Below are 13,291 nucleotides of genomic sequence, written 5' to 3'. Positions count from 1 at the left end.
CATCTCTTCGAGTTTCCCGAGGCCGGGCTTGTGCCGGGCGGGCTGCGAGCGGGCGCCGCGGCGGCGCGGGAAGCCCGAAGTGCCCGTATCTGTCGGGGAGATCTGCCGCGTCCGCACTCTTCGGCACATGTACCGGATGAAACGGGAGGGGTTGTTGCGAAAGTGATATGGCTTCTGGTGTAGACCTTCGGCGGGTGTCCGTGGACACTCCTGTCCTGTACACGTCCGGCCGGGTGCCGGATGCGGGGGGTGGGAGGGAGCACGGCACGCCCATGCGCCGTGCACAGTTGAGGGGTAGTTGCTGTGGAACGTCGCAGGTTCCTCGGTCTGGCGGCGGCGACAGGGGCGGCGGCCGGTGCTGCCCTCACCGCCGGCTGCGGTTCCGACGCGGGCACGCAGAGCAGTGCCCTCAAGGTCGTCGCGGCCGACTACGGCGAACCAGGCCAGGGCGACGGCTCGCAGGGCTACTGGGACGCCCTCGTACGCCGTTTCCGCCACCGGCATCCCGGCATCGCCGTCGAAGTCGAGGTGCACGGCTGGAAGGACGTCGACAAGAGGGTCGCCGCGATGGTCGCGGCGGGCCGCCCGCCGGACATCGCGCAGATAGGCGCCTACGCCGACTTCGCCGCGCAGCGCAGGCTCTACAGCGCAGGCGAGGTGCTCTCGATACCCGTGCAGGCCGACTTCCTGCCCGCGCTCGCGGAGGCCGGCGAGGTGCGCCGGGTGCAGTACGGGATGCCGTTCGTCGCCAGCACCCGTCTGCTCTTCTACAACAGGACCCTCTTTGTGAAGGCCGGCCTCGACCCGGACTCGCCGCCCAGGACCTGGAACCAACTCGCCCGAGCCGCCGCCAAGTTGAAGGCGGCGGGCGTGAAGATCCCGTACGGGCTGCCGCTCGGCGCCGAGGAGGCGCCCGCCGAGGCGATGATGTGGATGCTCAGCGGCGGCGGTGCCTTCACCGACAAGGTCGGCAACTACACGATCGACGCCGCCGCGAACATCAAGACCTTCAACTGGCTGCGTGACAGCCTCGTAGGGCCGAAGCTCACCAACCCCGACCCGGGCGGCACCGACCGCCGTGAACTCTTCGCCGCCTTCACCCGCGGCGAGGTCGGCATGCTCAACGGCCATCCGACGCTGCTGAGGGAGACCAGGCGCCGGGGCGTGAAGTACGGCACGGCGGTGCCGCCCGGCGCGGAAGGGCCCTCGGGCGCGACGCTCGGCGTCGCGGACTGGGTGATGGCGTTCAAGGAGAACGGCAGACGCCAAGACGTGGGCCGCTTCCTGGACTTCGTCTTCAGCGAGGAGAACCACTACGACTTCGCCGACCGCTACGACCTGCTCCCCGTGACGACCTCCGCGAACGACCGTATGCGCGAGCGCGCGGGGCACAAGCCGCTGCGCCGCTTCCAACAGGAGCTGCTGAGCGCCGAGTTCTACCCGGTGGGCAAGGTCTCGTGGGCGAAGGTGAGCGGCGACATCAAGCGCGGCATCGGCAAGGCCGTCGCCGCGGACGCCGATCCGGTGAAGGTGCTCAGCGCCCTCCAGCGGCGTGCGGAGGCGGAGGACTACGCCGTACGGGAGAGCTGAGCGGCAGGCCCGGACGATGTGCCGGGGGAGAGCACGGCGTTAGGTTGGAGGCATGAGCGAAGGGCAGGGGGGCGAGCAGCAGCCCCCGGAGAGCGAAGCTCCCGAGGACCAGGACCGGTCGCCGTCCGGGCTCTCCGAGCGCGACCTGTCCGTACTCGCCGTGGAACGGCGCGGCTGGCCGGGCCCCGGCATGAAAGAACGCGCCATACGCGAGCAGTTGGACATGTCGCCCACCCGCTACTACCAACTGCTCAACGCCCTCCTGGACGATCCGCGCGCCATCGAGCACGACCCGGTGACCGTCAACCGGCTGCGCCGCCGCCGCGACGCCCAGCGGGCCCGCCGCTGACCCGGGGGCCCGCAGCCCCGGTCCCCGAGCCGCAGCGCCGCCCGCACCGACGACGGCGCGGTCCTCGTCTACCGACGGCGACTCGGCCGTGGAGGACTCGGCCGTCGAGGAGCGCACGGAGCCACGCGAAGCGCCCTCCCCGGGCGGGTAAGGTCGCGCCATGGCCTCGCTACCGACGCCCCGTACCGACGAAGGCCGCGAAGGGCTCGCCGCGATCGTCTCCCGGCCCCGACTCGCCGTCGTGGCCCTCGACTTCGACGGCACCCTCGCCCCGATCGTCGCCGACCCGGCCGACGCACGCGCACACCCCGGAGCCGTGCCCGTCCTCTCCCGCCTCGCACCACGACTTCGCGGGGTGGCAGTGGTCACCGGTCGGCCCGCCGAAGCCGCCGTCCGTTACGGGGGGCTTGCGGGCGCCGAGGGCCTGGAACACCTCACCGTGCTCGGTGCCTACGGCGCGGAGCGCTGGGACGCCGCCACGGGCACGCTCAGTGCGGCACCGCCGCCTCCCGGCGTAGCGGCCGTACGCGACGAACTCCCGCGCCTGCTGGACGAGTCGAACGCCATGCCCGGCACGTGGATCGAGGACAAGGGCCGCGCCGTGGCCGTACACACCCGGCGTACGGAAGACCCCGAGGCCGCCTTCGAGGCGCTGCGCGCCCCGCTGCACGCCCTCGCCGAACGTCACGGCCTCGTGGTCGAACCGGGCCGCATGGTCCTGGAGTTGCGCGCACCCGGCATCGACAAGGGCGCCGCCCTCACCGCGCACCTGCGTGAAGTCGGCGCGGAGGCGGTGCTCTACGGCGGCGACGACCTCGGGGACCTCGCCGCGTTCGCCGCCGTGGAGAAGCTGCGCGGCGAGGGCATGCCCGGAGTGCTGGTGTGCAGCGGCGGAGGCGACACGGGCGAGTCCGTGCCGGAGATCGCCGAGCGCGCGGACATCGTCGTCGACGGTCCCGCGGGCCTCGTGGGACTGCTGGGTCAGCTCGCCGACTCGCTTGCGTGACGGGCTGGTCGAGCGCGCGGCGTCAGTGTGCGGCGCCCGGCGGCCCGGCGGGCGTCAACCCTCCCGCAGCGCCGCGAGCTGGTCGAGGAACCAGCGCGTCGGTGGCGTCGCCGTCGCCGCCGCGGCCAGCCGCTTCGTGCGCTCGGCCCGTCGCCCGTGGTCCATCGTCAGGGCTTCGTGCAGCGCCCTCGCCGTGTCGGCGATGTCGTACGGATTGACCGTGAAGGCGTCCTCGCCCAGCTCCTCGTATGCGCCCGCCTCGCGGGAGAGGACCAGTGCGCACCCGTCGTCCGAGACGACAGGGACCTCCTTCGCGACGAGGTTCATGCCGTCGCGGATGGGGTTGACGAGTGCCACGTCCGCCAGCCGGTAGGCGGCGAGTGAGCGTGCGAAGTCGTCCTTCAGGAACAGCACGACCGGCGTCCAGCTCTCCGTCCCGTAAGCCGAGTTGATCGCGTCGGCGACTCTTGAGACCTCGCTCATGTAGTCGCGGTAGACCGCGAGGTCCTGCCGCGAGGGGTAGGCGAGGGCGAGGTGCACGACGCGGCCGTGCCACTCGGGGCGGTCGGCGAGCAGCCGCTCGTAGGCGTGCAGTCCCCGCACGATGTTCTTCGACAGCTCGGTGCGGTCGACCCGCACGACCGCCCGGCGCGGCCTGCCGCCTTCGTCGACGCCGATCTCCTCGCGCAGCATGGCGATCCGCTCGTCGACGTCCTCGCGCCCGGCCCGCTCCCGCAGGAACTCCGGGTCCGCGCCCAGCCCGTGCACGCCGAGGCGGGTCGTACGGCCGTCGCAGGCGACCTGGAGTTCGCCGGTCGACTCGTCCTCCGTGACGGAGGCGCCCAGCAACTGCGCGCAGCAGTCCGCGAATCCGCGCGCCCAGCGCCGGGTGAGGAACGCGGCGCGGTCGGCGCCCAGCACCCCGCGCAGCACCTGCCCGGCGACGGCGTCGGGCAGCATCCGGTAGTAGTCCGGCGGTGCCCAGGGAGTGTGGGAGAAGTGCCCGATGCGCAGGTCGGGACGGCGTTCGCGGAGCAGTCCCGGCACCAGCGTCAGGTGGTAGTCCTGCACGAGCACCGTGGCGCCGTCGGCGGCCTCCTCGGCGAGGGCGTCGGCGAAGGCCGCGTTGTACTCCTCGTAGGAGGCCCACTGGCGCTCGAACTCCGCGCCGAAGGAGGGCTCCAGAGGCGTCTGGTAGAGCATGTGGTGGACGAACCACAGCACGGAGTTGGCGACGCCGTTGTAGGCGTCGGCGAAGGTGCCGGCGGGGATGTCCAGCATCCGTACGGAGTGGCCGCCGGTGTCCGCCGGGTCGAGCTTGCCGCCGGAGCGGCGCACCGCCTCGCGGTCGCCGTCGCCGAGAGCCGCGCAGACCCAGACGGCGCCTCCGCCGGAACCTTCCGCGGCTTCCCCCGCACCCGGTGGCGACGCCCCCTGCGTTGCGATGGCCGAGAGCCCCGAGACGAGTCCGCCGCCGCCGCGCTTCGCGGAGAGCGATCCTCCCCCAGAGCCTCCGGCCTGGGTGGTACCCCCGGCCAAGGAGTAGGAGACGGGGCCCCTGTTAGACGCCACCAGTACGTCTGCCAGGGCTTGCGGGGCCTGCTGGGATGCGCGTTCGGCGACCATGGCCCGAGCCTAGCCGTGCCGCGATCCGTACAAACGTGACGTGCGCCCGGGCGGGCCTATGCCGCGCGGCGGTCCGCGTACTCCGCGATCTCCCGCATCGGTGGCCGCTCGACGGTGTCGACCTCGTGGCTGCGTGCCGCGAACCCGCCGGAGCCGAAGCCGCCCGCGCCCTCCGTGCTCCGTTCGAACTGAGTCAGCGTCGGGCGGACCATGCGGCTGCCGCGCGCAAGCCGCAGTTGTGCCGTGTGGTGGATCGCGGCCGCCATCCGCCCGAGGGCCTGCCCGTCCTGGTGGCGGTGGCGCCGCACGCCGACGTCGACCTGCGCGAGCGCGTCGAGCCCCGCGGTGTGCAACGAGTCGACGAGCAGCGCCAGTTCGACCCCGTAGCCCACGGGAAAGGGCAATTGCTCCAGCAGTTCGCGACGGGCCGCGTACTCCCCGCCGAGCGGCTGCACGAACCCCGCGAGGCGAGGCCAGTGCAGATTGAGCAGCGGGCGCGCCACCAGCTCCGTGACCCGGCCGCCGCCTGCCGGGTCGCCGCCCAGCGGCCGGTCGTACATCGCCTTCACCAGGCACAGCCGGGGATCGGTGAGCAGCGGCCCTACGACACCGGAGACGAAGTCGGCGGTGAAGTCCTCCAGATCGGCGTCGACGAAGCAGACGACGTCGCCGCTCGTCGCCAGCAGCGAACGCCACAGCACCTCGCCCTTGCCGGGCAGCGCCGGGAGCCTCGGCAGCACCTCGTCGCGGTGTACGACTCTGGCGCCTGCCGCGGCGGCGACCGCGGCCGTACGGTCCGTCGAGCCGGAGTCCAGCACCACCAGCTCGTCGACGAGCGCGTGCGCCCCGGCGTCCGCCGGCGCGCGGCCCGTCAGTTCGGGGCAGGTCAGTTCGCGGTCCGTCGGCTTGCGGTCCGTCGGCGTGAGGTTCGTCGGCGTGAGGTTCGTCGGCGTGAGGTTCGTCGCATCCCGCGCCATCAGCTCATGCCGGATCACCGACACGATCCGGCCGACGGTCCGCTCCTCGTTCAGCGCGGGCAGCACGACGCTGACACGGGAGCCCGTGGCCCGCTTGGCCGCCAGCAGCCGCGGCAGCGGACGGTCGCCGCACGAGTACGATCGCCGCTCCAGCCACCGCTCGACTTCCTCCAGCACGCGGCCACTCCCTGTGATCCATCTCGCGGTTCGGACGCCTGTCTCGCCGTACAGGCCTGTCGGTTACAGTCTTGAACAACGCCGACGGCGAGCGCATGCCGGGTCCGGCCCGGTGCCTCGGCGCCGCCGCGTGACAACTTCACACCGCTCATCCAGAGGGGCAGAGGGAACGGCCCGTTGAAGCCCCGGCAACCCTCCAGCCGGTCTCGTACCAGCGACATGACATCGCGAGGCTCCCGGCTCGGGAAGGTGCCAATTCCGGCTCGTGGCGAGATACGTCACGGGGAAGATGAGGAGAAAGGGCCTCGCCGAATCATGGCTGTTCAAGCTGCCGCCGGCACTCCCGCCGACACCGTGGGGGTCTCGCTCGGCCCCGCCGCCGCGCTCTCCTGCCGCGAGTGCGGCGAGCGCACCCCACTCGGCCCGGTCTTCGCCTGCGAGGCGTGTTTCGGGCCGCTGGAGATCGCGTACGACTTCCCCGGCGGCGACACGGAGGGGCTGCGCAAGCGCATCGAGGCGGGTCCCGACAACATCTGGCGGTACGCACCGCTGCTGCCCGTCCCCGAGGACGTGGCGGCGAAGCCCAACACCAACCCCGGCTTCACCAAGCTCGTAAGGGCGGACCGGCTCGCCCGTGAACTCGGCGTCACCGGCTCCCTGCACATCAAGGACGACTCCGGCAACCCGACGCACTCCTTCAAGGACCGCGTCGTCGCCATCGCCGTCGAGGCCGCACGCGCCTTCGGCTTCACCACCCTCTCCTGCTCCTCGACGGGCAACCTCGCGGGCGCGGTCGGCGCCGCCGCCGCCCGCGCGGGCCTGCGCTCGTGCGTCTTCATCCCGCACGACCTGGAGCAGGGCAAGGTCGTCATGGCGGCCGTCTACGGCGGCGAACTCGTCGGCATCGAGGGCAACTACGACGACGTGAACCGTTTCTGCTCCGAGCTGATCGGCGACCCCGCCGGCGAGGGCTGGGGCTTCGTCAACGTCAACCTCCGCCCGTACTACGCGGAGGGCTCAAAGACCCTCGCGTACGAGATCTGCGAACAGCTCGGCTGGCGCCTCCCGGACCAGCTCGTCGTCCCCATCGCCTCCGGCTCGCAGCTCACGAAGATCGACAAGGGCCTGAAGGAGCTGATCGCCCTCGGCCTGGTCGAGGACAGGCCCTACCGGATCTTCGGCGCACAGGCGGAGGGATGCTCCCCGGTCTCCCGCGCCTTCAAGGACGGGCACGACGTCGTACGGCCTGTGCGCCCCGACACCATCGCCAAGTCGCTCGCCATCGGAAACCCCGCCGACGGCCCGTACGTTCTGGACATCGCACGCCGTACGGGCGGCGCGGTGGAGGATGTCGACGACCCGCGGATCGTCGACGCGATCAAGCTGCTCGCGCGGACCGAGGGCATCTTCGCCGAGACCGCGGGAGGCGTCACCGTGGGCGTCACGAAGAAGCTGATCGAGGAGGGCAGGCTCGACCCGGCCCTCACGACCGTCGTCCTCAACACGGGCGACGGCCTCAAGACCCTGGACGCGGTGGCACCCACCACCGGTCCGACCGCCGTCATCCGTCCCAACCTGGACTCCTTCCGAGAGGCTGGTCTCGCATCATGAGCGTGAACGTCCGTATCCCGACGATCCTGCGTACCTACACCGGCGGGCAGGCGGAGGTGAGCGCCGAGGGCGCGACCCTCTCCGAGGTGCTGGCCGACCTGGAGCGCAACCACACGGGCATCGGCGCCCGCGTGCTGGACGACGCGGGCAAGCTGCGCCGCTTCGTCAACGTCTACGTGAACGACGACGACGTCCGCTTCGAGCAGGGCCTGGAGACCCCGACGCCGGACGGTGCCGGTGTCTCCATCATCCCCGCGGTGGCCGGGGGTTGATGAGGTCTCGGCCCTGCTGAGGTCTCGTGAGAGGTCGGTGAAGGCCCCTTGCGCCCGGCGCCGATCGCTTACCGTCGAACCGCCTCCTCTGGGAACACGTGAACGAAGCGGAGGGGGCGGTTCCGCGTGTGGGGACGCGATAGGGTTACGCAGAATCCCACCCCAGTGACTCACCCGGCACGTGCCGGGAGCATATGAGAACGCGACAAGTTGTGCCTGAAATCGAGGCGTGAATTGTCGTGTTGGCACGCTATGCCCGGCCATGATTGCCCCGCTTGATCGGGGATTGCGGGTTTTTGAGGCATCGGTCGGCGCTCAGAATTCTCGTCCTCGTGACCTGTTGCAGAGGGCGTCCGTGCAGATACATTCAGCCGCGGTCGACGCGTTCCGGCGGTTCGCCCCCGCATGTCTGCGGTGCGGCGCCGGAGGTGAGGTCTGACCCGGGTTCGTGAAGTGCGGGCTCGTGCAAGGGCCAGTAATAGGGGAGTTAGGGATGGCTCAGGGCACCGTCAAGTGGTTCAACGCGGAGAAGGGATACGGCTTCATCGCGGTCGACGGTGGTGCAGACGTATTCGTCCACTACAGCGCGATTCAGATGGACGGCTACCGCACCCTGGACGAAGGACAGCGGGTCGAGTTCGAGATCTCGCAGGGTCAGAAGGGGCCGCAGGCGGACATGGTCCGTGTGACTGCCTGAGCACCCGCAACACTGCGCAGAGCTGCAACAGCCGTAACAACAGCCGTACGAGGGGCCGCACTCCATGAGGGAGTGCGGCCCCTCGGTGCTGTCCGGAGGGGTCGGCCCGCGCGCCGGCCGGAGGCCGCCCGTCGGTTTCGTGCCGCCCGGCGCGCACGGCGCGTGCCGCGCGCTTGCGTACGTCCCGGCCCCGTGTGATGTCCTGGGTGCGCTTGCACTCGCAGGGGTCGAGTGCTAATCATTGCGTTAGCACTCTACGAGTGAGAGTGACAGTCAAGGACCGGGTCGGTGAGGCTCGTTCGCCGGGTGGAGCAAGGAACCACGCGGCTCGGGCCGTCCGTCGCGGGCGCCAGCGCGGTCCGGTTGTACCCCGTCCCCTGGTTGTGCAGGGGGATCCCCAGTCCGGGAGGGACCACTTCACATGGCCAAGATCATCGCGTTCGACGAGGAGGCGCGGCGCGGCCTCGAGCGCGGGATGAACCAGCTCGCTGACGCCGTCAAGGTCACGCTCGGCCCCAAGGGCCGTAACGTCGTGCTGGAGAAGAAGTGGGGCGCCCCCACGATCACCAACGACGGCGTCTCCATCGCCAAGGAGATCGAACTCGAAGGCGAGTACGAGAAGATCGGCGCCGAACTGGTCAAGGAGGTCGCCAAGAAGACGGACGACGTCGCCGGTGACGGCACGACGACCGCGACCGTCCTCGCCCAGGCGCTCGTACGGGAGGGCCTGCGCAACGTAGCCGCCGGCGCCAACCCGATGGCCCTCAAGCGCGGCATCGAGCGGGCCACCGAGGCCGTCTCCGCCGCCCTGCTGGAGCAGGCCAAGGACGTGGAGACCAAGGAGCAGATCGCCTCCACGGCCTCCATCTCCGCCGGCGACCCGCAGATCGGCGAGCTGATCGCCGAGGCGATGGACAAGGTCGGCAAGGAAGGCGTCATCACCGTCGAGGAGTCGCAGACCTTCGGTCTCGAGCTCGAGCTCACCGAGGGCATGCGCTTCGACAAGGGCTACATCTCCGCGTACTTCGCCACCGACATGGAGCGGATGGAGGCGGAGCTGGAGGACCCGTACATCCTCATCGTCAACTCCAAGGTCAGCAACGTGAAGGACCTCCTTCCGCTGCTGGAGAAGGTCATGCAGTCGGGCAAGCCGCTGCTGATCATCGCGGAGGACGTCGAGGGCGAGGCTCTCTCCACGCTCGTCGTCAACAAGATCCGCGGCACCTTCAAGTCCGTGGCCGTCAAGGCTCCGGGCTTCGGCGACCGCCGCAAGGCGATGCTCGGCGACATCGCGATCCTCACCGGCGGCACGGTCATCTCCGAGGAGGTCGGCCTCAAGCTGGAGAACGCCGGTCTGGAGCTGCTGGGCCGCGCACGCAAGGTCGTCATCACCAAGGACGAGACGACGATCGTCGACGGTGCGGGCGAGAGCGACCAGGTCGCCGGCCGCGTCGCGCAGATCCGTGCCGAGATCGACAACTCCGACTCGGACTACGACCGCGAGAAGCTCCAGGAGCGTCTGGCGAAGCTGGCCGGCGGCGTCGCCGTCATCAAGGCCGGTGCCGCCACCGAGGTGGAGCTGAAGGAGCGCAAGCACCGCATCGAGGACGCGGTGCGCAACGCCAAGGCAGCCGTCGAGGAGGGCATCGTCGCCGGTGGCGGCGTCGCTCTGCTCCAGGCGTCCAGCGTCTTCGAGAAGCTGGAGCTGGAAGGCGACGAGGCGACCGGCGCGCAGGCCGTCAAGCTCGCCCTGGAGGCACCGCTCAAGCAGATCGCGGTCAACGCCGGTCTCGAGGGCGGCGTCGTGACGGAGAAGGTGCGCAACCTCAAGCCGGGCCACGGCCTCAACGCCGCCACCGGCGAGTACGTCGACATGCTCGCCGAAGGCATCAACGACCCGGCCAAGGTGACCCGTTCCGCACTTCAGAACGCCGCCTCGATCGCGGCACTGTTCCTGACGACGGAGGCCGTCATCGCCGACAAGCCGGAGAAGGCTGCTGCCGGCGGCGGCGACCCGACCGGCGGCATGGGTGGCGGCATGGACTTCTGACCTGAGGGTCGGAAAGCCATACGCAGCCTCCCGGCGCGGACACGGACCGAGGGCGGCATCCCGGAAGGGGTGCCGCCCTCGGCGTGCGTGCGGGGCAAGTGCCCCGCACCGGGGGCCCGTTGAGGTTCGGATTCGTTGAACCCCGTTTTCGAGGACGGTTCACGCCCGGAGGTTCACGTCGGGCGGTCTCCGCTCGGGCGGGTTCCGTCCGGCAGGGCCTCATCAGGCCGATCCGGTCGGCGGGCCTTTGTCCGGCCTCCCTACACGCGGGCTCCGTTGTCGTTCGGGGAGCGGCGTGTGCTGGGCTTCGTGCGCTTCTGCGGTGCGGGACCCCGGGCCGTGCGGGGCGGCGTACCCGTACGGGCCTCCAACTCGACGGCGAGGGGCGCGCCCACGAACAGCGACGAGTACGAGCCCACCGCGATGCCCACGAGCAGGGCGAGCGCGAAGTCGCCGAGCGAGTCGCCGCCCAGCAGTGTGAGCGCCGCGATGATGAACAGCGCGCCCATGCCCGTGTTGAGGGTGCGCGGCACGGTCTGGACGACCGCGGTGTTGACGACGTCGCGGAAGGACTTCCTCCGTCCGCGGCGTCCGCCCCGCGCGTCGCCGTGCGCCTTCGTATGGCCCTCGCCGCGCCACTCGGAGCGGACCCTGTCGAAGATGACGACGGAGTCGTTGACCGAGTAGCCGATGACGGTCAGCAGCGCCGCGAGGAAGACGCCGTCCACGGGCTTGCCCAGCCAGGCGAAGGCGCCGACGAGGATCACCGCGTCATGGGCGAGCGCGAGCACCGCGGAGGCGCCGAACGTCCAGCGGAAGCGGCAGGCCAGATAGAGCAGTTGGGCCCCGAGCGCCACCCCGAGTGCGATCAGCGCGTTCTGCCGCAGCTCGTCGCCGAGGCTCGGGCCGAACAGCTCGTCGCGTACCTTCTCCGTGCCGCCGCCGAGATCGGCCAGCGTCGAGCGGACGGTCTCCTCCTGGGCGCCGGTGAGGCTCTCGGCTCGCACCGTGATCTCGCCGCCGCCGCCGTGACCGGGGCCTCCGGTTCCGGAGCCTCCGCCGGAGTTCTGGACGACGGCGTCCGGCAGTCCCGCGTCGGCGAGCGCGGAACGCGCCGCCTCGGGGTCCACGGGCTGGCTCGTCGAGTACTCCACAAGCCTCCCGCCCGTGAACTCGACCCCGAAGTCCAGCCCGCGCAGCACGATTCCGCACACCGCGAGTACGACGGCCGCGCCCGAGACCGCGAGCCAGCGCCTCCCGTACCGCATCCAGTCCGGGTTCCGCTTCGTCAGCCGGGTACGTACGCGGCCCAGTCCCGCCAGGCCCGTGAGCCGCGGCCGGGCGCGTACGAAGCGCCGGGCGACCGTCAGGTCCACCAGCGACCTCGTGACGACGAGGGCGCTGATCATCGAGGCGAGCACGCCGATCGAGAGCGTCACGCCGAAGCCGCGTACCGGCCCCGAGGCGAGAGTGAAGAGCAGCAGTGCGGCAAGCAGCGTGGTGACGTTGGAGTCGAGGATCGCGCCGAACGCGCCGCGGAAGCCCTTCGCCGCGGCGGTGCGCAGGCTTCTGCCGCGCCCGGCGTACTCGTACTCCTCACGGGCACGTTCGAAGACCAGGACGTTCGCGTCGACCGCCATGCCGATCGCGAGTACGAAACCGGCCAGGCCGGGGAGGGTGAGCGTCGCTCCGAACGCCAGCAGCGCCGCGTACGAGATCAGCCCGTAGCAGAGCAGACCCACGGCGGTGAGCGCGCCGAACAGCCGGTAGACGCAGATCACGAAGCCGGAGGTGAGGAGGACTCCGGTGGCCGCGGCCCAGGCGCTCGCCTCGATCGCGTCGGCGCCCAGCGTCGGGCCCACGGTGTGATGTTCGATCACCTCGACCGGGACGGGCAGTGCGCCGCCCTCGATCAGGGTGGCCAGCTCCTTGGCCTCCTTCTCGCCGAAGTCGCCGGTGATCTGGGTGCTGCCGCCGGAGATTCCGTGCCGACAGGAGACGGACGGGTCGACCTGCGGGGACGAGATGACCTTGTCGTCCAGGACGATCGCCACACGGCGCTGCGGGTCGCCCGCGGGGGAACAGGCCGCCTTGCCGGTCAGATCGGCCCACTCCCGCTCGCCCTTGTCGCGGAAGGCGAGGTCGACGAACCAGCCGGAGCCGCGCTGCGGATCGACCGCCGCCCTGGCGGACTCAACTTCCACGCCGGTCATGGCGGTGCCGCCGAGTTTCACGGGGCGGCCCGACTCATCGGTGCGGGGGATGTCGGCCGTGTCCTGTGGATCGTGGCCGTCCCGTGCACCGCCGGGCTTGTCGTCGCCGGGCTTGTCGTCGTTCTTCTGGTCCTTGTCGGCGTGGTCGTCGTCCCGGCCGGTTTCTGGGGCCCGTTCCGGGACGCCCTCGACGGGGTGGAAGGTGAGCTGGGCGGTGCGGCCGAGTACTTCGGCGGCCTGCTTCGGGTCCTGGAGGCCGGGGAGTTCGACGATGATGCGGTCGTCCCCGGAACGTACGAGGCTGGGCTCGGCGACCCCGAGTGCGTCGACGCGCTGGCGCAGCACCTCCATCGTGTCGTCGGTCGTGGACGGGGTCGCTTCGGTTCTCGCGGAGTCGCGGGACTCCAGGACGATCTGGGTACCGCCTCGAAGGTCGATGCCGAGGCGGGGCTGCTTGGTCACGGCGAGGAACGCGGCGAGGGCCATCACGGCAAGCGCGATCGTCGCCCGCACCCTGTTGGCGCGAGTCATGGGGATTGCCTCCTGCACAGGCACACCTGGCCCCGGGAGGGGCGCGGGTGGGCGTGGGGGAATGCGACACCGTGGAACGGTGTCGTGGGATGACAAAGTCGGATATCTGTCAGTTGTCAGCCGTCAGTTGTTACCTGTCAGCCGTCATCTGTCAGTTGGCATCTGCCAGTTGTTATTCGTCGTCCGTCGTCC

10 protein-coding genes and 1 riboswitch are annotated in these 13,291 nt (G+C 70.7%); of the genes, 7 read left to right on the top strand and 3 right to left on the bottom strand.

What is annotated here, in order from left to right:
- Nucleotides 1–303: 303 nt before the first annotated feature.
- The 3 genes from MMA15_RS11540 (at nt 304) to otsB (ending at nt 2,945) form a co-directional block, all read left to right on the top strand.
- Nucleotides 304–1,590 (top strand): extracellular solute-binding protein, encoded by a 1,287-nt coding sequence (locus tag MMA15_RS11540; RefSeq protein ID WP_241059063.1) that lies wholly within the window; start codon nt 304–306, stop codon nt 1,588–1,590.
- Between the two features lie 52 nt (nt 1,591–1,642).
- The gene (locus MMA15_RS11535) at nt 1,643–1,939 is read left to right on the top strand and encodes a DUF3263 domain-containing protein (RefSeq protein ID WP_241059061.1); all 297 of its coding nucleotides are present in this window, start codon (nt 1,643–1,645) and stop codon (nt 1,937–1,939) included.
- A 160-nt stretch (nt 1,940–2,099) separates the two neighbouring features.
- Complete coding sequence (otsB, locus tag MMA15_RS11530) at nt 2,100–2,945, top strand: trehalose-phosphatase (protein WP_241059059.1); 846 nt, start codon at nt 2,100–2,102, stop codon at nt 2,943–2,945.
- Between the two features lie 54 nt (nt 2,946–2,999).
- Here otsB and MMA15_RS11525 read toward each other — a convergent pair whose 3' ends face one another.
- Both MMA15_RS11525 and MMA15_RS11520 read right to left on the bottom strand, forming a co-directional pair.
- Nucleotides 3,000–4,571 carry an alpha,alpha-trehalose-phosphate synthase (UDP-forming) gene (locus MMA15_RS11525; RefSeq protein ID WP_241059053.1) on the bottom strand — a complete coding sequence of 524 codons (1,572 nt, stop codon included), beginning with the start codon at nt 4,569–4,571 and terminating at the stop codon, nt 3,000–3,002.
- Nucleotides 4,572–4,627: 56 nt separating this feature from the next.
- The gene (locus tag MMA15_RS11520) at nt 4,628–5,725 is read right to left on the bottom strand and encodes a glucosyl-3-phosphoglycerate synthase (RefSeq protein ID WP_241059049.1); all 1,098 of its coding nucleotides are present in this window, start codon (nt 5,723–5,725) and stop codon (nt 4,628–4,630) included.
- Between the two features lie 145 nt (nt 5,726–5,870).
- Nucleotides 5,871–6,021: riboswitch (SAM riboswitch) on the top strand.
- A 19-nt stretch (nt 6,022–6,040) separates the two neighbouring features.
- Between MMA15_RS11520 and thrC the strand changes: the two genes are divergently transcribed.
- The 4 genes from thrC (at nt 6,041) to groL (ending at nt 10,355) form a co-directional block, all read left to right on the top strand.
- Complete coding sequence (gene thrC, locus MMA15_RS11515) at nt 6,041–7,336, top strand: threonine synthase (protein WP_241059047.1); 1,296 nt, start codon at nt 6,041–6,043, stop codon at nt 7,334–7,336.
- Nucleotides 7,333–7,608 (top strand): MoaD/ThiS family protein, encoded by a 276-nt coding sequence (locus MMA15_RS11510; protein ID WP_241059045.1) that lies wholly within the window; start codon nt 7,333–7,335, stop codon nt 7,606–7,608. The genes thrC and MMA15_RS11510 overlap by 4 nt, the downstream gene beginning before the upstream one ends.
- A gap of 493 nt (nt 7,609–8,101) precedes the next feature.
- Nucleotides 8,102–8,305, top strand: coding sequence for a cold-shock protein (locus MMA15_RS11505; RefSeq protein WP_028429801.1), 204 nt, complete (start codon nt 8,102–8,104; stop codon nt 8,303–8,305).
- A 421-nt stretch (nt 8,306–8,726) separates the two neighbouring features.
- Complete coding sequence (gene groL / locus MMA15_RS11500; RefSeq protein ID WP_241059043.1) at nt 8,727–10,355, top strand: chaperonin GroEL; 1,629 nt, start codon at nt 8,727–8,729, stop codon at nt 10,353–10,355.
- 260 nt (nt 10,356–10,615) lie between these two features.
- Here the strand turns inward: groL and secD are convergent, their stop codons facing one another.
- A complete protein-coding gene (gene secD, locus MMA15_RS11495) occupies nt 10,616–13,099 on the bottom strand; it encodes a protein translocase subunit SecD (protein WP_241059041.1) in 2,484 nt (827 codons plus the stop codon).
- Nucleotides 13,100–13,291: the final 192 nt, after the last annotated feature.

The sequence above is a fragment of the Streptomyces marispadix genome (genome assembly GCF_022524345.1).
In the GTDB taxonomy this organism is placed as follows: domain Bacteria; phylum Actinomycetota; class Actinomycetes; order Streptomycetales; family Streptomycetaceae; genus Streptomyces; species Streptomyces marispadix.
Note: the sequence above shows the minus strand (reverse complement) of the source record. Positions and strands in the feature narration are given on the sequence as shown.